18 protein-coding genes are annotated in these 21,635 nt (G+C 41.8%); 4 read left to right on the plus strand and 14 right to left on the minus strand.

Annotation, left to right across the window (positions count from 1 at the left end; genetic code table 11):
* Window positions 1-4 precede the first annotated feature (4 nt).
* The 11 genes from H6F42_RS05215 to ureG form a co-directional block, all read right to left on the minus strand.
* Window positions 5-316, minus strand: a complete 312-nt coding sequence (locus H6F42_RS05215) for an urease subunit beta (RefSeq protein ID WP_190398303.1) — start codon at window positions 314-316, stop codon at window positions 5-7.
* Window positions 317-367: 51 nt separating this feature from the next.
* A complete protein-coding gene (locus H6F42_RS05220) occupies window positions 368-1,012 on the minus strand; it encodes a Uma2 family endonuclease (RefSeq protein WP_190398304.1) in 645 nt (214 codons plus the stop codon).
* A gap of 68 nt (window positions 1,013-1,080) precedes the next feature.
* Window positions 1,081-1,383 carry an urease subunit gamma gene (gene ureA / locus H6F42_RS05225; RefSeq protein WP_190398305.1) on the minus strand — a complete coding sequence of 101 codons (303 nt, stop codon included), beginning with the start codon at window positions 1,381-1,383 and terminating at the stop codon, window positions 1,081-1,083.
* Between the two features lie 130 nt (window positions 1,384-1,513).
* Complete coding sequence (locus H6F42_RS05230; protein ID WP_190398306.1) at window positions 1,514-2,338, minus strand: urease accessory protein UreD; 825 nt, start codon at window positions 2,336-2,338, stop codon at window positions 1,514-1,516.
* Between the two features lie 107 nt (window positions 2,339-2,445).
* A complete protein-coding gene (urtE, locus tag H6F42_RS05235; protein ID WP_190398307.1) occupies window positions 2,446-3,168 on the minus strand; it encodes an urea ABC transporter ATP-binding subunit UrtE in 723 nt (240 codons plus the stop codon).
* Window positions 3,168-3,920, minus strand: a complete 753-nt coding sequence (gene urtD, locus H6F42_RS05240) for an urea ABC transporter ATP-binding protein UrtD (RefSeq protein WP_190398308.1) — start codon at window positions 3,918-3,920, stop codon at window positions 3,168-3,170. Before urtD ends, urtE begins: the two co-directional genes overlap by 1 nt.
* Entirely contained in the window at window positions 3,895-5,100 is a 1,206-nt protein-coding gene (gene urtC / locus H6F42_RS05245) for an urea ABC transporter permease subunit UrtC (protein ID WP_190398309.1), read from the minus strand. The genes urtD and urtC overlap by 26 nt, the downstream gene beginning before the upstream one ends.
* Window positions 5,101-5,105: 5 nt before the next feature.
* A complete protein-coding gene (locus H6F42_RS05250) occupies window positions 5,106-6,275 on the minus strand; it encodes a branched-chain amino acid ABC transporter permease (RefSeq protein ID WP_190398310.1) in 1,170 nt (389 codons plus the stop codon).
* Between the two features lie 160 nt (window positions 6,276-6,435).
* On the minus strand, window positions 6,436-7,779 hold the full coding sequence (gene urtA / locus H6F42_RS05255; protein WP_190398311.1) for an urea ABC transporter substrate-binding protein: 1,344 nt from the start codon (window positions 7,777-7,779) through the stop codon (window positions 6,436-6,438).
* Window positions 7,780-8,347: 568 nt separating this feature from the next.
* The gene (locus H6F42_RS05260) at window positions 8,348-11,650 is read right to left on the minus strand and encodes a PAS domain S-box protein (protein ID WP_190398312.1); all 3,303 of its coding nucleotides are present in this window, start codon (window positions 11,648-11,650) and stop codon (window positions 8,348-8,350) included.
* 300 nt (window positions 11,651-11,950) lie between these two features.
* The gene (ureG, locus tag H6F42_RS05265) at window positions 11,951-12,544 is read right to left on the minus strand and encodes an urease accessory protein UreG (RefSeq protein WP_190398313.1); all 594 of its coding nucleotides are present in this window, start codon (window positions 12,542-12,544) and stop codon (window positions 11,951-11,953) included.
* Window positions 12,545-12,727: 183 nt separating this feature from the next.
* On the opposite strand from ureG, the gene ureE reads away from it, so the two are divergent.
* The 3 genes from ureE to H6F42_RS05280 all read left to right on the plus strand — a co-directional run bounded on the left by ureE (window position 12,728) and on the right by H6F42_RS05280 (window position 15,356).
* On the plus strand, window positions 12,728-13,183 hold the full coding sequence (ureE, locus tag H6F42_RS05270) for an urease accessory protein UreE (protein WP_190398314.1): 456 nt from the start codon (window positions 12,728-12,730) through the stop codon (window positions 13,181-13,183).
* Entirely contained in the window at window positions 13,173-13,958 is a 786-nt protein-coding gene (locus tag H6F42_RS05275; protein ID WP_190398315.1) for an urease accessory protein UreF, read from the plus strand. Before ureE ends, H6F42_RS05275 begins: the two co-directional genes overlap by 11 nt.
* A gap of 552 nt (window positions 13,959-14,510) precedes the next feature.
* A complete protein-coding gene (locus H6F42_RS05280; protein WP_190398316.1) occupies window positions 14,511-15,356 on the plus strand; it encodes a diguanylate cyclase in 846 nt (281 codons plus the stop codon).
* 162 nt (window positions 15,357-15,518) lie between these two features.
* On the opposite strand, the gene H6F42_RS05285 is transcribed toward H6F42_RS05280, so the two are convergent.
* The 3 genes from H6F42_RS05285 to H6F42_RS05295 form a co-directional block, all read right to left on the minus strand.
* A complete protein-coding gene (locus H6F42_RS05285; protein WP_190398317.1) occupies window positions 15,519-16,535 on the minus strand; it encodes a 2-hydroxyacid dehydrogenase in 1,017 nt (338 codons plus the stop codon).
* A 76-nt stretch (window positions 16,536-16,611) separates the two neighbouring features.
* A complete protein-coding gene (locus tag H6F42_RS05290; protein WP_190398318.1) occupies window positions 16,612-19,146 on the minus strand; it encodes a glycogen/starch/alpha-glucan phosphorylase in 2,535 nt (844 codons plus the stop codon).
* A gap of 220 nt (window positions 19,147-19,366) precedes the next feature.
* Window positions 19,367-20,014 carry a Uma2 family endonuclease gene (locus H6F42_RS05295; protein ID WP_190398319.1) on the minus strand — a complete coding sequence of 216 codons (648 nt, stop codon included), beginning with the start codon at window positions 20,012-20,014 and terminating at the stop codon, window positions 19,367-19,369.
* Window positions 20,015-20,108: 94 nt separating this feature from the next.
* Between H6F42_RS05295 and H6F42_RS05300 the strand changes: the two genes are divergently transcribed.
* Window positions 20,109-21,578, plus strand: a complete 1,470-nt coding sequence (locus H6F42_RS05300) for an FAD-binding domain-containing protein (protein WP_190398320.1) — start codon at window positions 20,109-20,111, stop codon at window positions 21,576-21,578.
* Window positions 21,579-21,635 lie beyond the last annotated feature (57 nt).

The following is a 21,635-nucleotide window of genomic DNA, read 5'->3' on the forward strand; positions in this document are numbered from 1 at the left end:
TTGTTTAACTCTCCAATTTGCCTTCTACTAAAGCATTAAATCCATAAATCTCGCGAGTACCCACATAGGGAACCAGATTTACTTCCTTCTCATCCCCTGGCTCAAAGCGGATGGAAGTTCCTGCAGGAATATCGAGATGTTTGCCTTTAGCGCGATCGCGATCAAAAATTAATGCTCGATTGGTTTCATAAAAATGATAATGCGAACCAACTTGGATAGGGCGATCGCCTGAATTCGCAACCTTGAGCGTGGTCACCTCTCGCCCCGCATTTAATTCAATATCACCTTCTTGAGTAATGATTTCACCAACAATCATAGATTTATCTCCATTATTATTTAGTTAGGATGTAGGGCAAAGCACTACATCCTAGATGTTGAGAATTTGAGCAGCAGTTAAGTCTAGTTCAGGAAAAGTCCGCGAATTAATTTTGTCATCTCCTATAAATTTAGTTGTTTGATATTTACCTTTTTCATCTAATAGGTTGACAAACACAGTGGGGATTTTAGGATTACCAAGAAACTCACGGCTAGCGATCGCTAAATAATCCACAATCCAATATTCAGAAATACCTATGCGTTGATATTCTTCAAACTTGTCAACATAATCATCTTCCCAGTTTGTAGAAACTACTTCAACAGCTAGCTGAATTTTGTCCCCAAATCCTTTATAGTCACTACGATTAGAGCGCCAAGATGTCGCATCGATCACACTTACGTCAGGTACACGCCCACGCTCATTTCCGCTTTGGTCGATGCTTCTTATGGGAACCGCTCTCTTAATGACATAGTTAAGAGCTAATCGTTCGACTTCACGATAAAAACGTCTATCAATAAATTCTCCAACATCGTCATGATTGCGTGTAAATGCCATTTCAAAAATCTCAATTAGCTCGCCATCAATAAGCTCGTAATGACCATATTCAGGATAAATTTTTAGAAACTGCTCAAAGGTTATTTTCTGTTCTCCCTCTGTTTGTTTCTGTTGATTTTTGGGCGTTGCGATCGCAATCATCTCAGACCTCCATAAAGTATTTGGAATCGATCAAAATAAAGTGCAAAGCACTTTATTTTGATCGATTGTTAGCGAATAGGATTATGTACTGTCACAAGTTTAGTTCCATCAGGAAAAGTAGCTTCTACTTGCACATCATGGATCATTTCGGGAATGCCTTCCATCACGTCATCATGGGTGAGCAAAGTTGCGCCATAGGACATCAACTCGGCAACTGTACGACCTTCCCTCGCACCTTCTAAAATCTCCGCAGTAATAAAGGCGATCGCTTCAGGATAATTTAACTTCAAACCTTTAGCTTTACGACGCTCTGCTAATAATGCAGCCGTAAAAATCAATAATTTATCTTTTTCTTGAGGCGTAAGTTGCATGAATATCTACCAAACTCTAGGTAAGCATTTACTTGGTTTTTGATTTTGGCGAAGCCAAAATCAAAAACTTACCAAACTCTAGGTATGCATTTATTGAGTTTCTAGTTTTGGCGAAGCCAAAACTAGAAACTCACCAAACCCTAGGTACGCATATTGCTCTATCCCTATAGGATACACGCAAAAGCTGCCAAATTTGCTGAAACCATTTACGCGCATCGCTAGAGGAGTCTCCAAAATAACGACATACTAAACCTGACAGCGATCGCGTAACTCCTGACATTCCTCGATAATTTCCCCCTTCCCAAGTAGAACGAATGTGTGTAATTAATTCAGGCTCTACGGTTGCACCGACAAAGATAAAATTTGCAGCGATCGCATAATTATTTAATCCATTAGGACTCCCTAACATTTCTGTATTTCCATTGAGATATTGTCGATCAATCCATAGCGGACTTTGGTCGCGCCATACCTCCATATGCGATCGCCAGTTACCATCCAGAAATTTCTCTCCCCTAGCTGTGCGTCCAAACCTGATAATTTCCCACATCGTAAAAGTGGCGGCTGGTGCTAGATCAATTCTGGTTTGCTGACGATATTGCGCTTCGGAAAACACAATTGTCTCCTGTGGAAACCATTCCAAGCTTGCCCCTTCATCAATGCGGATATGAACATTTTGTAGAGATTCTGCACCTTTGCTGCGATAGATTTTGCTAGCAGCAGCCGTAGTAATCAGGGCTTGGGTTTGGGGTTGCAAATGGATTTTTGCAGACAGGCGATCACCCCCCACTAGACCACCTGCGGTATGTAAAAGAATACAATGACAAATTTCTTCGCCTTCAGGATAAAGCGATCGCTGAATTTTCCAAGGTGCTACGGTGTAATTACGGGTTAATACTGTTTGTTGATTCCGTTTCGCAAATTCTAATTCTAATTCTCCCGCCCAAGGTGAAGCCATAGGAATATCTAATTAATTCTGTGCAATAGGAAACATAGCATCTAATAGACTGAGGCTAACATAAAAATAAGGGAGAGTGCGAAGCACTCCCCCTTATTTTTATGTTTTTAAACTGCTAGGAATTTCTGAATTACTTCATTACTTAGCTCTGAAGTTTTACCAGAGGCGACAATACCGCCTTTTTGCATGGCGTAATACCAATCCGCTTGGCGGACAAAGTGCAAATGCTGCTCTACAAGCAGGATTGAAATCCCAGTGGTTGCCACAATATGTTTAACTGCCGATTCAATTTCTAAAATAATCGATGGCTGAATTCCTTCCGTTGGTTCATCGAGAATTAACAATCTAGGTTGTCCCATCAAAGCACGGGCGATCGCTAATTGTTGTTGTTGACCGCCGCTAAGGTCTCCGCCCATACGATTGAGCATCGATTTCAATACTGGAAATAGCTCATACACCATATCCAAAAGGTTTTGGCGCACCGCAGGAGTAACTGGGTGAGACTCCAAACCTAGTAAGAGATTTTCTCTGACGGTCATACGGGGCATGACCTCGCGACCCTGTGGCACATAGCCCACACCCATTCTAGCTCGGCGATCGGGAGTAAGTTGAGTGATATCCTTCCCAAAAAAGGAAACATCACCCTGTCTCGGTTTTAGTAATCCCATGATTGTTTTTAATAGAGTGGTTTTACCTACTCCATTACGACCAATTAGGCAGACCATTTTGCCAGCCGCCACACCCATATCCACATTGCGGAGAATATGGCTTTCACCATAATAAACATTGAGATTATTAATTTGTAAAATCGGATCGTAAGTTTCTTCCATTATTCTTCCTCTTCCTGATGTCCCAAATAAACTTCAATGACTCGTGGATCATTTTGCACTTCTTCAAAATTGCCTTCACAAAGGACGCTACCTTGATGCAAAACCGTTACTTTACGAGCAATCTGACGCACAAACTCCATATCATGCTCAATCACGATAATGGAATGGGATTCTGCCAAAGACATTAGCAATTCGCCAGTTTTTTCGGTTTCTTCGTCAGTTAAGCCCGCTACAGGCTCATCCACTAACAACAGGTCGGGAGATTGAGCAATTAACATCCCAATTTCTAGCCATTGCTTTTCGCCGTGTGATAGAAACTCGGCTTTCATTTCCGACTTGTGCATCAGTCCAATGACCTTTAGCAAGTCATTCACTTTTTGCTTTTCAACTACCGATGGTGGCTTAAACAAAGTAGAGAAAACATTTTTATTGGGATTACTTGCTAACTCTAGGTTTTCTCTGGGAGTGAGATTGAGATATACACGGGGAGTTTGAAACTTGCGACCTACGCCCATTCTGGCAATTTTATGCTCTGAAAGCGATCGCGTATTTTTACCTTTAAATCGTACCTGACCTTCAGTGGGCTTCACTTTACCCGTAATTACATCTAAAAATGTGGTTTTGCCCGCACCGTTAGGACCAATAATTACTCGTAATTCACCCTGCTCCATCTCAAAGTTTAAGTTGTTAATAGCTTTAAACCCATCGAAGCTTACCGTAACATTTTCAATCTCTAAGATTCTGCCGCTCATTTTGTACCTCTGGATCTAATTCAAGACTGGGATATGTAACCTTGGGTCTCCGACTAAAAACTCGTTGGAACAGCAATAAGCCACTAGTTTTGAACCAACCCACTAAACCATCGGGTAGCACCATCACCACAATTAAGAACATCGCGCCCTGAAAGAACAACCAGATTTCGGGGAACTGCTCACTTAATAGACTTTTAGCAAAATTAACTAAAATTGCGCCAATTAATGCTCCGATCAGCGTAGAGCGACCACCCACGGCAACCCAAATCACCATTTCAATGGACAGTCCGATATCCATCGACTTCGGAGAAATAATCCCTGTCTGGGGTGTGAAAAGAGCGCCGCCAATACCTGCTAAAACTGCGGATATGGCAAATACCAAAACCTTAAACCCTGTAGGATCGTAGCCTGAAAATCTGGCACGGTTTTCATCATCCCTAAGAGCAATTAACAATCTACCAAATCTTCCACTCGTAAGCCAACGACATAGCACATAGGCTAGTCCTAAAAAGGCAACGGTAAGAATATAGAAAAATCGCTGGGTTTCAGGAGCATTGATGTCATAACCAAAGATGGTTTTGAAGTCAGTGAGTCCATTTGTGCCATTAATATATTGCTGCTGACCGTTGAAGAAGTTAAAGAAAATAATCGTGGTTGCTTGGGTCAGAATCGAGAAATATACGCCGCGAATGCGATTTCTGAATACGAGATATCCTAAGATTGCGCCCACGATCGCTGGTATTAAGACGATCGCTAAAAGCGTAAATTCAAAGGAATAAAACGGCTCCCACAATGCAGGTAATTTCGTAATGCCATAGAGAGGCATGAAGGAAGGTAACTTCTCTGTTGCATCGGCAGGAAATTGCAGCTTTAAGTGCATGGCGAGGGCATAGCCGCCCAATCCGAAAAATACGCCATGACCTAAACTAAGAAGCCCTGTATAGCCCCAGATCAAATCAATTCCTAAAGCCACGATCGCTAAAGCTAGAAATCGCCCTAGCATCGTGATCCGAAAGGCTTGACCCGTTGCTTTAAAAATTTCGGGAATTACAAAAATCAATAATAAGGCGATTGCCAAGCCGACACTAACTTCAATGCCAAGCGATCGCCACTTGTTTTTTGATGGATTCGGCGAGGTAGATTGATTCGGAATCGTAGAAATATCTTCTGTCGTACTCATAATAATTACAATTCCACTGAACGACCTTTTTGAGGAAACATTCCCGCAGGCTTATATTGCAAGAAAGCAACAATCATCAGGAACAGCAGCACTTTTGCCATACTGGTAGTTCCAAAGAAAGTGAAAAATCCTGCAACGGGACTTAGTGGACCAAATAAAGTAACAAAGGTTTGGGAACCGAAGAGATAGCTGGTGATCCCAATCGCCATGGCTGCCGCAATACTACCCACCAACTTACCGACACCACCAACGACAACCACCATAAAGGTGTCTACAATATAGTTTTGTCCAGTATTTGGTCCCACGGAGCCAAGGAAGCTAACCGCACATCCTGCTATTCCTGCTAATCCTGAGCCAAGAGAAAATGTTAAAGCATCAACAGTTTTAGTAGGAATACCTAAACAGGAACTCATTTGTCTATTTTGAGTTACCGCACGGATTCTCAAGCCCCAAGGTGACTTCTCTAGAAATAGATAGATGCCCACCACACAGGCAATGGTCAAAACGATGATAAATAAGCGGACATAGGGTAATTGTAATGATCCGATCGCGATACCACCTCTAAGCCACTTAGGAGCAGTCACGTCCACATTCTGAGCGCCAAACCAAGGTTGGGTCACAGCCATTTTGTAAATCTGTCCCAGAAATACTGCCACTGCCCCTGAAATTGCGAGGGATAGGGGTAAGAGGATCGCGATCGCCCAATTCCGAATCGCTTCCCAATTAGGTCTTTTCTGTAAAATCCAGACAGCCCCAAAATATAACAGGCTAAAAACTAATATTGCTGCAATAATCACCCAATTTACGCTGCGGACAAATTGTTGCAAAATCAAGCTTACGCCCCAAGTTGCTAAAAGTGTTTCTAATGGTCGTCCATAGAGATAACGAATTACTCCCTTTTCCAAGAGAAATCCGATCCCTGCTGTCACTAAAAAAGCGGCAATTAGGGCTGCAAAAACATAAAAATCTGTCCAAGGTTCTCCTAACTTTTTGAAGCCATTCTGTACCACAAAGGTTGTATATGCACCCAGCATCATCAATTCGCCGTGAGCCATATTAATTACGCCCATCAAACCAAAGACGATCGCCAATCCTAATGCAGCTAATAATAGTACCGAACCCGTACTGATACCATTAAATACTCCCTCTAGAAGTCGGAGAAGATTTTCATTCATGACTCTATCTACATAAAAAACATGAGCAGATTCGGCAATAAATACCGAACAGAATCAAAATAGTTTGCTATGCAGACATTGCCCACACAGCAAACTATTTCGAGGTTTAAGTTGATGGGTAACAGGCAAGGGGCTTAAGCCCCTTGCCTGTAAAAGAAACCTATGCTTTCTTGAACTTACCACCCTTAGCCTTATCAGAGTAATCGCAAGCAAAGCCCTTAGTCTCTGCAACAAATTGGTTCCAAGGTAATGGAGCCACTGCGGACTTGGTTTCATAAACCACTTTGAATTGTCCATCAGGTGTAACTTCACCAATACGGACAAACTTAGACAAGTGATGGCTGTTTTCCATAGTCACCTTGCCTTCTGGAGCGTCAAAGGTTTGACCGAGAGCAGCCATTCTTACGGCTTCAAGATCCTCTGCTTTACCTGCTTTCTCAACCGCTTGCTTCCAAATGTTTACAGCGATGTATCCAGCTTCCATAGGATCATTGGTTACACGATCTGCACCATACTTAGCCTTGAAAGCTTCGACGAACTTCTTGTTAACAGGGTTGTCAACGGTCATGAAGTAATTCCATGCTGCATAGTGACCCTTGAGGAATTCAGGACCGATCGCTTTAACTTCTTCTTCGGCGATACTAACGGACATCGAAGGATATTTGTCAGCAGTCAGACCAGCACCTTGCATCTGTTTGAAGAAAGCAACGTTACTATCACCATTGAGGGAGTTGTAAATTACGCCGCCATTGGGAAGTGCTTGCTTAATCTTGGTGATAATTGGTGTAACTTCAGAGTTGCCCAAGGGTAGATAGTCTTCACCGACTACCTTACCGCCCGATGCTTCCAATTGAGCTTTAATGATTGTGTTTGCAGTGCGAGGGAACACATAGTCAGAGCCAACGAGGAAGAACTCTTTACCCTTGTTCTTAAGCAACCATTCTACAGAAGGCTCAATCTGTTGGTTAGGAGCGGCTCCAGTGTAGAAGATATTCTTAGAACATTCTTGACCTTCGTACTGAACTGGATAGAAGAGTAAATGATCTTTTGACTCAAATACAGGCAATACAGCTTTACGGCTAGCAGAAGTCCAGCAACCAAACACGACAACTACCTTGTCTTGGTCGATTAATTTCTTCGCTTTTTCAGCGAATGTTGGCCAGTCAGAGTTACCGTCTTCAACGATCGCTTCGATTTGCTTACCAAGCACGCCGCCTTTCTTGTTAATTTCTTCGATCGCAAGTTGAGTTGCATCGACCAAGCTCTTTTCACTAATTGCCATAGTGCCGCTCAAGGAATGCAAAATGCCAACCTTGATTGTTCCACCCTTAGCTGCCGCAGTACTAGCAGCAGTAGGAGAAGCAGCAGTTGTTGCTGCCGTAGTTGCAGCAGTTGTAGTAGTTGCTGTAGGTGTAGATGGGGTACAGGCTTTAATTAAACTACTAACGCCCAGTGCAGCAGAGCCATAGACGATAAACTTACGACGATTCATTCTCTTGCTCATTAAATTTTAACGCCTCCAAACTGTTGAATTCTATTTTCCATGACTAGTTAGAATGGAGGTTAAACCCCACTCCTCACACACTTAAATCAATCGAAGTGATTGCTTAACAATCCTGATATAGTTAATCCTAGCAGGTTGTATCAGAGAATACTTTTTGCCTTTAGTCTTTGTTAGAAGTATTTCTACTGATTGTTGGTTTAGGGGTTGTGAGAATAGATAACATTGTCCAAATTGATAGCTAAGACTCTGATATTAATCCCTTTCCAGTGATACCAAATCAAAAGATGGCGTAGCCATCTTTTGATTTGGTATCACTGGATTTGATTTTTATAGCTGTGGTCAGTCTTGTTAGCACACAAAACCAGAAGACGAGTTGCGGCGCGAAGCGCCGCAACTCGCTTCTTGGGTTTTGATTTGCCCTAATGCAAGTGACCACAGCTATAAATCACAAAAATATTGACTCACTTTCGTAATTTGGTATACAAGGGTTGGAGGTGCGTGGCTTCGCCGCACACCTCCAATCCTCCACTTTATAAGGACTATTCCTTAGGTGAGAAGGGAGTAAGCATTATTTTAGACTTGAAATTATATGAATAATCTCTTGCATTTTAATGGGTTTACTAATGTAATCATTCATACCTGCATCCAAACAAGCCTGACGATCTTCAGGTCTAGCATTGGCGGTCATGGCAACGATCGGTAGGTGAGAATTTTCAGAACTTTGACGAATCAATTTGGTAGCCGTTAATCCATCCATTTCAGGCATTTGGATATCCATCAAAATTAAGTCATAGGCATGAGTCTGAATTGCTTGTACAGCTTCTAAGCCATTTCTTGCCCAATCTATTTGATATCCTAATTTTTCAAGAAATTTCGTGGCAATTAGTTGATTAAAGGGATTATCTTCTACCAATAAAATTTGTAAAGGGAATTTTTCGGCTAGTTGAGACTCAATCACAAGGGGAGGGATTGAAGATGTTTGCCCATCGATCGCCTCTTTCTCGATTTCAGAAGTTGAGCTAGCGATTGTAAAATAGAAGGTTGAACCTTGGATTGAACCTCTAGTGGAGAATAGCGGCTTCCAGTCTAAGCTTGGCTTACCACCTACTTGACCGAGACTTTCCACCCAAATCGTGCCACCCAGAAATTCTACAAGACGCTTACTAATGGCTAACCCCAATCCTGTACCACCATATTTGCGATTAATGGAGACATCAGCTTGAGTAAATGGTTGAAATAATTGGTCGATCTGATCGCTTTGAATGCCAATACCTGTATCGGCGATCGCAAACTTGAGTATGTATTTGTTGCTTGATGAAATTTCTGATGAAATTTGTGTGGAAATAAAAGACTGAAACTCAGCACTGACAAAAACTTTCACCTCACCGATTTGAGTGAATTTAATCGCGTTACCAATCAGATTTAGTAAAATTTGACGCAGGCGGTGGCGATCGCTATAAACCGTAGTCGGAACATTAGGAGCGATCTCATATTGGAGATTAATTTGCTTAGCGATCGCTTGACTATTTAAGAGTTGGCAAACCCGACTGATCAGCTCTTCTAAATTAAATTCCCATTTTTCTATGGCTAACATACCTGATTCGATTTTCGAGAAATCGAGAACATCATTAATTATATTTAAGAGCGCATCTCCACTATCTTGGATTGCTTTCACAAAATCTGCTTGTTCTTCATCTAGCTTCGTAGTTTCTAGTAGTTGCGCCATCCCTAATACTCCATTCATGGGAGTACGAATTTCATGGCTCATATTTGCTAAGAATGCACTTTTGGCTCGAGTAGCTTCTTCTGCTGCTTCTTTGGCTTTGAGTAATTCTATTTCAGTACGTTTGCGAATGGTAATATCCACTATGCGAGCCAGACTAAAATGTCTTTCACCAAAATTAATTCTCTTTAGCAAAAGATCTCCCCAAAATTCACGTCCTTTAAAAGTGAGGTATTCTAACTCTAATTGACAAAAACCTTTTTGATCAACTTCTTGATTAATCCAAGCAAGTTCTTTCTTGGTGAAATTACGTTTATGAAGAGTGCTACCCACGATGTTAAGTAATTGGTTTTTATGATCTACTTCAAATAATTCTATGGCTTGCTGATTGCAGTCAAATATTAGTGAAGTTCTACTATCAAGTAAGAACAATGCATCGGTGGATTCATTAAAGATTAGTTCCCGTAGATCATGGCTGTAGGATAGCTCCTCTTCCAGTTTCTTGCGATCGCTAATGTCACGAATCAGGATCATCGCTTCATTATCACCACTGACAGCAATCCGAGCCTCCTCGTAATGCACTTCGCCATTGATTACAGTTTGGTACTCATGAAATTGAATTTCCCCAGTTTGAAATGCTTGTTCGATGTAATACATGCGCTGTTGTGCGACTTCTGGTTCAAGCACATCTAATACATTGTTACCGAGCATTTGTTCAGGTGAAACTGCACACTCAATTTCATCGGAAGGAATGGCATCCAAGTAAAAACCATCACGACTCACACGCAAAATTAGGTCAGGAATTGCATCAATTAAAGCTTGAGTAGTGGTAACAGCTTGACGTAAATTTTCTTCGGTTTGCTTTTGATCACTCAGGTCAATATCTACACAATAGAGTTCTTGTTCTCCTTCAGTATTAGTCAGCATTATGTGACTAGAATAAACTGCTATTCTAGAACCGTCTTTACGCATTAAGTTTAGTTCATCGGCTGGAATAGGTTGCCCATTTACGAGCCAATTTTGAACTGCATCAATTACACCTTGACGCATCTCTGGAGGAATAATCAGATCTTCCAGTTGCTGACCGATTGCCTCAGCCTTGGTGTAGCCATACAGATGTTCACTTGCCTCATTCCAGTAAATTACTTGACGCAGACGATTGTAGCCTTGGACTGAGATTTTTGGGGTAGACTCAAATAAGTTGCGAAATCTCTGCTCACTTTTTTCTAAGTTGGCTGCGGTTTGCTTGCGATCGCTAATATCTGTCAGAATTCCATTCCAAATAATTGCTCCATCTTCTCTCTGTTGGGGAATGGACTTTCCTAAAATCCACTTAATTTTTTCGCTAACAGTTTGAATGCGAAATTCAAAATTCCAAGGTTCGAGGGTCTGAGCGGAAACAACAATGGATTGGTGGAAAGATTCCCAGTCTTCAGGAAAAATCAAGTCCCAAATAACTTGGATATCGTTAATGACACATTCTGGCGAAATCCCCGTTAATTCCTCAATGCCCTGACTCGCGAACGGCACACTAAATTCCCCTTCTGGGCTAAGTCGAAATTGATAAACAGCCCCTGGTATTGCGTCGGTGAGGTTGCGGAGCTTGAGTTCACTCTCTAGCAAGGCTATCTCAGCTTGATTGCGTTTAGCTTCATTAGTTAGGCGATCGCTAATATCCTGAAAAGTGGCGATCGCATAAATAACCTGTTCCTGCTGATCAAAAATTGGTGTAGCTGTTACTTCTAAAGGCACTACGCCATCAGAACGACGAATCTCTAAATCATTAACTTGAATGGTTTCTCCTGCAAAAGCACGATTACTAGGCAAGTCTTGATTCGGATAGGGTTCCTCAGTACCAGCACGATATATCTGGAAAGATTCTGAAAGGCGATCTGTCTCTGATTCTGCGTAGCGATTAGTCCCCAATATTGATCGCCCGATATTATTGATATAAATTAGTTGTCCTGCTGCGTCATGCACAGCAATTCCAATCGGGGTCGCGTCTAAAAATTGGATCAGACGGCTTTCGCTAACCGATAAAGACACATTGGCAACAAGTGACTCCAAAATACGCTTGACACTAGTTGGTGTGTTTTCCCAGTCTTCTGGAGAAATCTGCTCAGACCCTAGAGGAGACTGTTTTACCATAACTCCAACTTAGACCAGCTTGCTTTAGTTCATTCCTTTATTGTATAGCTAATACCTTGATAGTCAAGAATTTACGAAGTGACTTACTACTAGTTGCTGATTAGCAAATTAAGGCAAAAATAAAGCCTATAGCATAGGCTAAACCTATACTACAGGCTTTATTTTTGTGTATTTAATTACGCCTAGTTACTCAAATCTACAGGGATCATATTACTTTGGCTTTGTCACGATTTCGCCAAGCCTAGAACAGGGGACTTAAGCCCATTGCTTTTCTCAAATGTTTTCAAATGAGATATTAATCTACATTTTTTTGATAATAAAATCTGTGATTTTAGTTAAACCTTCTTGGGTTTTAAGATTACTAAATACAAAAGGTTTGTCACCACGCATTTTTTTAGCATCACGATCCATTACGGTTAAATCTGCCCCCACGTAAGGCGCAAGATCAATTTTATTAATCACTAATAAATCAGATTTAGTAATTCCAGGTCCTCCTTTGCGCGGTATTTTATCGCCTGCCGCTACATCAATTACATAGAGAGTGAGATCTACCAACTCAGGGCTAAAGGTAGATGCAAGATTATCGCCACCACTCTCTACAAAAATTAAATCTAAATTCTCAAATCGAAGTTCTAATTGCTCGATCGCTGCCAAGTTCATCGATGCATCTTCACGAATGGCAGTATGGGGACAACCACCAGTTTCTACGCCCACAATGCGATCGCGTTCTAGAGCTTCGCTGCGAACAAGGAACTGAGCATCCTCTTGAGTGTATATATCATTAGTGACGACAGCAATTTGAAAATGCGATCGCATCGCTTTACAGAGCGAATCAACAAGGGCTGTTTTTCCAGAACCAACGGGTCCAGCAACTCCAATGCGAAATGGTGACATACGGATTTATCTTTAACTTATACTATTGTGAATAGAGTTACAGCGCTTTGCACTTTCTTAAAACCCAGATAAATTTTCAAAAAGTTTACTTTACAAGCTTTTTAAAAATTTATCTGTAATATACAAAACCTCAATAGGCTGTAATCGCTATCCACCATAGTACAAGAGTATAGTTTCGGAATTATGCACATTCTCACCCAGCGTCTATCGCCACAGGCAAAACAAACAGTGGAGCCTACATCTTTACTCACCTTGGCATTAATTGCCGAAGATAGAACTCGGAGTCGTCATCGTTTTATGAGCGAAGAAGGTGAGGAAGTAAATCTGCAACTACAGAGAGGTACAGTGTTGAGAGAAGGTGATATTCTTGCGGATGCTAATGGTCAGGCGATCGCCAAAGTCTTAGCTAAGCCCGAACCTGTCTTAACTGTCACATCCCACCATGCGATCGATTTTTTGCGCGCAGCTTATCATTTAGGAAATCGACATATTGCCCTAGAAATTACTGAATCTTATCTAAGGCTGTCACCTGACTCCGTACTTGAGGATATGGTTCTCAAAATGGGTTTAAATGTTACTCAGGAAATGCAACCTTTTCAACCAGAGTCTGGCGCATATCATCATCACCATGATCATTAATCTTGATTCTTTGCAAATATTGCGACTATTGCAAATCACCAGTCCTACTCTACCGATAGGAGCTTATAGCTATTCAGAGGGAATAGAATACCTATGCAGTTCTGGTGTTATCCATAATGAAGTGGATCTTTACAATTGGCTCAAAAGGGAGTTAAGTTTTGGTTTTATTTCCAACGAGGCGGCGATCGCACTTCGCGCCCATCAAGGATTTATCAAAAGCGATATCCATAGCCTTATCTATTGGAATAACTGGTTTTCAGCTACTAGAGAAACAGAAGAAGTTCGTTTAGCTAGTTGGCAAATGGGACAATCTTTAATCAAATTGTGGTGTCAGCTTCCATTAGATTCATTATCTAGGGAAGAGACTTATCAAGATTCTTTAAAGGAAAATCTCCAAGACTTTCAGTCTCTATCGACAATTAGGCAAGAAATACAAGACTCTTTGCCCAAGGCTAAAGATAATGCTGAAGGAAGGGGATGCAATTATGCGATCGCCTTTGGTATTGTTGCCGCAAGCTTGGGTATCAACCCTCAAAATACTGTTAGTGGTTATATCTATAGCTGGTTATCAAATTTAGTTAGTGCCGCAGTAAGAGCAGTTCCCTTTGGTCAAACCATTGGGCAACAGATTATATTTCGGCTTAGCACTGATATTGTGCAGAGTTCACAGTTGGCTTTAGAGCGATTAGATTGCGATCTAGAGTGGTGTGGATGGGGGGCAAGTTTAGCCTCAGCCAATCATGAGACGCAGTATTCTCGACTATTTCGTAGTTAGAGTTATTAGGGCTAAGTGTCTAGACGCGATTAAAAAACAAACCCACGACTTGTGGCGCGTGCGCCACAAGTCGTGGGTTTTAATCCAAAAATTAGATTGAAAAATATAGCAGTGTAAGTTTTGCTTAGGACATAAAACCCAAAAAGCGAGTTGCGGCGCGAAGCGCCGCAACTCGCTTTTTGGGTTTTGGTTTGTACTGGCTAACTCTTGCTTTGCTATATAGTGTGACTCTAGAAAACCTATTTAATTTACGTTAGATAAAGTGTAGAAAAACTTCATTTGATGTAAACATTCCTCTTTAGTAAAATCACCTCAGAATATTTAGTGTTAACTATTAATTTTAATTAGCTGCTTATTTTTATTTGGCTCATAAAACACATAATCCCCAATAAAAATGTTACATACTACACTTTATATTTTCTCTAAATTTAAGATTTGGCAATTACTAAAAGCTGTTCTAGAATTACTATATTTAAAAGGTTAGCAGGTAGAAGATTATTACAGACTCATATTTCTACGCATAGGCAGATACTCCCCAATAGTTAGAAAAGTATGCATACTGAAGAACACACCCAAGTTATTAATGATCAACTTTTCTCGGCTAAAGTTGAAAGCCTAGCGCAAGAAATTAAAGAGTTAAAATCCCAAAATATTAGTTTAAAGCAGCAACTCGCTGCCAAGACTATTCAACAAGAACAGTTATCCAAAGCTAATCACCGTTTGCAAACAGAAATAATAGATCGGCAACAAACTGAAACAGCATTACGGTTACTTTTAGATCGGTTGTCGAGCGAAAAAAATGATCTCGAACTGATTTTAGATACTACCACCACCCATAGTGACACGATTGAAGCGATGCTCTATGACCGAGCTTTGTCCCTTGCGCGTGAGGTAACCGTAGATGGGCTTACGCAAATAGCTAATCGTCGAGCCTTTGACCAGCGCTTAGAAAATGAATGGCAACGCCTAGCCAGAGAAAATTCACCACTTTCGCTCTTGTTGTGTGATGTGGATTTCTTTAAACGTTATAACGATCGCTACGGACATCCTACGGGAGATGATTGTTTACGGGCAGTTGCTAAAGCGATCGAGTCTTGTATTCGTCGTCCCGCCGATCTCGCAGCTCGTTATGGAGGGGAAGAATTTGCGGTTATTCTTCCAAATACTCTAAGAGAAGGCGCAACTCATATTGCAGAGCAAATTTGTCAGGCTGTAGATAATCTCAAAATCCCCCATGAGTTCTCTTATGTAAGTAAGCATGTTTCTTTAAGCATTGGTATATCTACGGCTTTTCCTACTGTTAGAGTTTTATCCAAAACACTTCTAGAATCTGCGGACAAAGGCTTATATTTAGCCAAAAATAATGGTCGCAATCGCGCAGTTTTTAATAGCAGCTAGTATTCCAAAACCCGTCAAGTTGCGCCCTATGGGGCGCAACTTGACGGGTTTTGGTTTGTAATTAATTATGCCTAGCTACTTAACAGGAATCGGGCAAAGCCCACTTCCTGTTATTGATTTATAGGTTAAAGATGGTTGACGCTAAGCGCCGCCCATCTTTAACTATTTAACAGAAGCGATCGCTTGTTCCATTCTGACAATATTGATACAGTTACCAGTCTTCTCAAATTCCGTAATATTAGAGAGGGTAGTTTCAGCGATATTACTGAGAGCTTGACTGGTAAAAAAGGCTTGATGTCCTGTAACAATGACATTTGGGAAAGTGAGTAAACGCTGGAAAGTGTCATCTTGAATAACTTGATTGGATAAATCTTCAAAAAATAAATCCGCTTCCTGCTCATACACATCTATGCCCAGATAGCCGATCGCCCCAGATTTCAGTCCATCAATTGCCGCTTGCGTATCAATCAAACCGCCTCGACTGGTATTAATTAGCATCATCCCTGATTTCATCTGCGCGATCGCCGCCTCATTAATCAAATGATGGGATTCAGGAGTGAGTGGGCAATGGAGAGAAATAATATCGGATTGAGCAAATAGTTGAGAGAGGTCTACATATTCCATCCCTAAATTAAGGCAAGTTGGATTTTGATAGGTATCATACCCTAAGAGCTTGCAGCCAAAGCCTTTCATGATCTGGGCAAAAATAGCGCCGATCTTTCCAGTGCCAATAACGCCTACGGTCGAACTATGCAAATCAAAACCTAGTAATCCATCAATTGAAAAATTACCTTCTCTCACACGGTTATAAGCGCGATGGACTTTTCGATTGAGAGAGAGAATTAAGGCTACGGCATGTTCGGCAACCGCATAGGGAGAATAGGCTGGCACGCGCACCATCTCTAGACCTAATTGAGCCGCCGCCGCTAAGTCTACATGATTAAATCCCGCCGATCGCAACGCAATTAATTTTGTACCGCCTTTGGCGAGGGTTTCTAGCATCGAGGCATTGAGATAGTCATTGATAAAAATGCAGATCGCAGGAAATCCAGAGGCGAGGGAAACGGTTTCAGGACTGAGGTGAGATTCTAGGAAGGTAATCTCATGATCATATTGAATATTGGCGGTTTCAAAAAATTGGCGATCGTAGGTTTTGGTATTAAAAAAGGCAATTTTCATAACTCAATAATCAATGAATATACATAAATCAAAGGCGGCGCAAAGCGCCGCCTTTGATTTATAGATTTAGAGAAGCTTAACCACTAATATTGAGGGTCGCTTTTGCTGGATCGTAGGCTTCTAATTCCACCTTAACTGGCTTAACATTCCAGATTTCATCGCAGTATTCCTTGATTGTGCGATCGGAAGAGAACTTACCAGAACGAGCAACATTGAGAATGCTCATCGTTGTCCAATTCTCCCCATCCTTATAAGCGGCGGCGACTTTATCTTGACAATCGGAGTAGGCTTGATAATCAGCCAATAACATATAGTCATCCCGATAAAGTAGAGAATCTACCAAAGGCTTGAATAGGTCTTTATCGCCGGGAGAGAAATATCCTCCCCCTAAGCGATCGAGTACAAGACGTAGTTCTTCATTATTTTCGTAAAAGCTATAGGGATTATAGCCTTCAGACTTCATCTTTTCTACTTCAGCCGCAGTCAAACCGAAGAGGAAGAAGTTTTCTGCACCGACTTCTTCACGAATTTCAATATTTGCACCATCTAAAGTACCAATGGTTAAGGCTCCATTCATGGTGAATTTCATGTTGCCAGTACCAGAGGCTTCCTTACCTGCGGTGGAAATTTGTTCAGAGAGATCAGCAGCAGGATAAATCAATTGTCCCAGAGAAGCACTGAAGTTAGCTAGAAAGACAACTTTAATTCTGTCTTGAACATCGGGATCGCGATTAACCACATCAGCAACGGCATTGATTGCTTTAATGATCAACTTCGCCATGAAGTAACCAGGAGCAGCTTTTCCGCCAAAGACGAAGGTGCGAGGAGTAACATCAATACTAGGATTTTGCTTGATTCGCAAGTACAGGGCAATGATGTGGAGTAGGTCAAGATGCTGACGCTTGTATTCATGAATACGCTTAACTTGGATGTCAAAAATAGAATTGACATCAACGTCTACACCATTGTGAGCTGAGATGTAATCAGCAAGTTTTTGCTTGTTGGCGCGTTTGATCTGATTCCAGCGATCGCGAAAATCCTTGTCATCCACAAAGGCTTCAAGTTTTTTAAGTTCATCAAGGTGCTTCAGCCAAGTATCACCAATTTTTTCGGTAATTAGACCAGATAAAGCAGGATTAGCTAGTAATACCCAACGACGAGGGGTAACACCATTGGTTTTATTGTTGAACTTCGCAGGCCAAAGCTTATAAAAGTCCTTTAAAACATCCTGCTTCAACAATTCAGTATGCAAAGCGGCTACACCATTGACGGCATGACTACCAACGGTTGCAAGATTTGCCATGCGGACTTGTTTACCACCACTTTCTTCAATGATCGAGAGCCGCGCTAGTAACTCTTCATCATCGGGATACCAAGTCTGGACATCCTGTAAAAAGCGATGATTGATTTCGTAAATGATTTGCAAATGGCGAGGCAAAAGACTCTCAAATAAGGGAACTCCCCATTTTTCTAGAGCTTCGGGCATGAGAGTGTGATTGGTGTAGGCAAAGGTGCTTTGGGTAATGCGCCATGCTTCGTCCCAATACATTTCATGGTCATCTACCAACAAACGCATCATTTCCGCAATGCTAATGGCAGGGTGCGTATCATTTAGCTGAATGGCGGCATGTTCAGGAAGATTATCGAGGCGACCATATTTTTTCAGATGGCGGCGAATGATGTCTTGCAATGAGCAGGAAACAAAGAAGAATTGCTGCTCTAGGCGTAGTTGGCGACCTTGAGGAGTGTTGTCGTTGGGATAGAGAACTTTAGAGATAGTCTCTGATTTGATTTTGGTAGCTACTGCGCCATCATAGTCGCCAGAGTTAAAGGCTTGGAAGTTAAAGTCTTCCCCTGCTTCTGCTTTCCAGAGACGCAAGGTGTTGACGGTGTTGGTTTGATATCCGGGAACGGGGGTATCGTGGGGAATGCCCTCAACGGTGAAGCTAGGAATCCAACGGGTATGGGGACGACCGCGATCGTCATTATAGATTTCGGTATGTCCGCCGAATTTGACTTGGACTGTGGATTCGTAGCGCACAACTTCCCAAGGATTGCCACAACGGAGCCATTTGTCAGGAATTTCTACCTGCCAACCATGTTGAATTGATTGGTTGAAAATTCCGAATTCATAGCGAATTCCGTAACCCATTGCAGGAATTTCTAGAGTTGCGAGGGAATCAAGAAAACAGGCGGCTAGTCGTCCCAGTCCACCGTTACCAAGCCCGGGATCTGGTTCTTGTTCTAAGATCTCAGTGAGGTCGAGCCCTGATTCTTTAACGGCTTGCTCAATGGCTTCGTAAAGGTCAAGATTGATCAAACTATTACCGAGATGTCGCCCCATCAAAAATTCGGCGGAGAGATAATAGACAGTTTTAATGTCTTGCTCGTGGTAGACCTTGAGGGTTTGAAGCCAGCGTTGTAAGAGGCGATCGCGTGTGGTGTACGATAACGCCATGTAATAGTCGGTAAAATTAGCCAGTAATGCGAGTTTGCCTTGAATGTAGAACAGGTTATCGGCAAAGGCTCGCTTGAGGGTTTCAATACTTAAACCTGTGCGATCGTCTTCTACCGTAATATTGCTGGTTTGATTAGCAACATTTGTTTGCATAGAATTATTCCTGAATGGTTACTTTGTCTTATTGCCGTTCTGCTGACCCTAAGGCGGAGGGCAAGGCTACCCTCCTATCCAAGCATAAACTTGGGGTTGTTGGGCATTTATTAACTGATAATTTATGTTTGGAGATAGCAATATTTACGGTTTCCTGACATTAGCACCAGTTATCGTAAATATTAGCTCATTAAAAATAAAGTGATAGCGTGTTGCATCATCACTTTATTTGCTCTTGTAACCATTGCCGAAATTCGCGACGCAAAGTACTCATTGGGATTTCATTACTTTTTTCTAAAAATAGAGATATCCCTTGAATAACATCAATATTAGGTAAAGCCTTGCTAACAGTGGAGTTAACATATTGACTATTTGCCAATAGATTTATCTCTAATTTTCCATTCTTATACCGCCAAATTTCAGAAACCGCCAAAGCTTCATAAGCATTGATTTGAGTAATTGAGGTTAAATCAACTTCGATTACCAAATCAGGCGCAGGATCAACCGTAAGATCAATCCTCTTTTTGCCAATTACTGCTTGATAGTTATTGATATAAAAGCAATCATCAGGCTCGATCCCCGCCTGCATTTTCTTATTCTTAAAGGTTGTAGAACCTAGGGATTCCCACTCCAAGGCTAATTCGTCCAAAATAATCTTAAGTAAATCTCCGATCAAAACTTTTATACGTTCATGTCCTGCGAGTGGCATCCGTAGTTCTAACACTCCCTTGTAGTAGGCAATCAGTGAATGACGATGTTCTCCTAAGTCTTCTAAGATGTCTACAAATTCCTGCCAGCTAATATTTTCTAGGCTAACTCGTTGACCTTGCTCTAACTGAATTTGCGCGATCGCGATTTTAACTGGCATGGTAGCAATCTCAAGTTGATCAATACTCATCCTAGCAAGGAATTTTTGATTGATAATAGGAGAGTGCTTTAAGTCAGTAGAACTGTAGATAGTTATGCCTCAAATAGCCAGTAACTCTGGAAAAGATCGTCAAATATTATCGGGACAAATCGCTTTAGTTTGGCATCGTCGTGATTTGCGCGTGGATGATCATCCAGCCCTAAGTGAGGCGATCGCACAGGTGGGGGATCAAGGTTGTGTATTAGGGCTATTTATCTTTGATCCCGATATTCTTGATGATGGCTTAACTGAAGGTCGTAAGGTCGATTTTATGCTGGGCTGTCTGCGAGAATTGCAGGCTAATTATCGCCGCTTGGGGAGTGAATTGCTATTCATGTATGGACAGCCTGTGCAGGAAATTTGTAAATTAGCACAGGCTGTTTCGGCTAGTCACGTTTTTTTTAATGAGGATGTGGAACCCTTGGCGATTAAGCGCGATCGCCAAGCGACTGATGCTTTGCAAGCTCTGGGGATCAAGGTACAGAGCTTTGTCGATATTGGGTTGATTGCCCCCCATGCGATCGCCACTCAGTCGGGAGAACCCTATAAGGTGTACACCCCCTTTTGGCGCAATTGGCAAAGCAAGCCGAAACCTCAGCCCTTCGATGCCCCACAAAAAATAAAAGGTTTAGCTAATTACGAAAATTTACCCGTAATGTCTTTACCAAGTTTGCGAGAACTCAAGTTTATTAATGACATTGCCCTGCCCAAATCAGGAGAAACTGCCGCTTTAGAGCTATTAAACAAATTTTGTGATAGCAATAGCATTCTGCGTTATCAAACAGAACGGGATCTGCCTGCCCATGCTGGCACATCAAATTTAAGCCCCCATTTACGCTTTGGGACTGTGGGGATTAGGCGGGTCTGGGCGGCAGCGATCGCGGCGAAACAGATGGTGCGTAGCGAAGAAGATGCCACGGGGATCACCACATGGAAGCAAGAATTAGCATGGCGTGAGTTTTATCAGCATGTTTTGTTTTATTTTCCTGAGCTAGAGTCAGGAGCCTATCGCCCCCAAATGCGAAATTTCCCTTGGGATGATGACGAGGAAAAATTTCAGGCTTGGTGTGAGGGTCGTACAGGCTATCCCATTGTGGATGCCGCCATGCGTCAACTTAATCAAACGGGCTGGATGCATAATCGTTGTCGGATGATTGTGGCGAGCTTTTTGACTAAGGACTTAATTATCAATTGGCAATGGGGCGAACGTTACTTTATGCAAAAGCTTCTGGACGGTGACTTAGCGGCAAATAATGGCGGCTGGCAGTGGAGTGCATCTAGTGGGATGGACCCTAAGCCCCTCCGCATTTTTAATCCTGCATCTCAATCTCGCAAGTATGATCCTGAAGGTGAGTATATTTTGCAATGGTTGCCTGAATTGCAGGGTTTAACGACGGCTGAGCTATTAAGTGGCAATATTCCACCCCATCAGTGCAAAAAACGAGATTATCCCTTGCCAATTGTGGATCACAATCTGCAACAGCAAAAATTTAAAAAGCTCTATCAAGATTGCAAAAGTCCTTAAATAGGCGGCGCTTTGCACCGTCTATTTAAGGACTTAACCAAGATCAAGAGATTTTTT

The sequence above is a fragment of the Pseudanabaena sp. FACHB-1998 genome, assembly GCF_014696355.1.
In the GTDB taxonomy this organism is placed as follows: Bacteria; Cyanobacteriota; Cyanobacteriia; order Pseudanabaenales; family Pseudanabaenaceae; genus Pseudanabaena.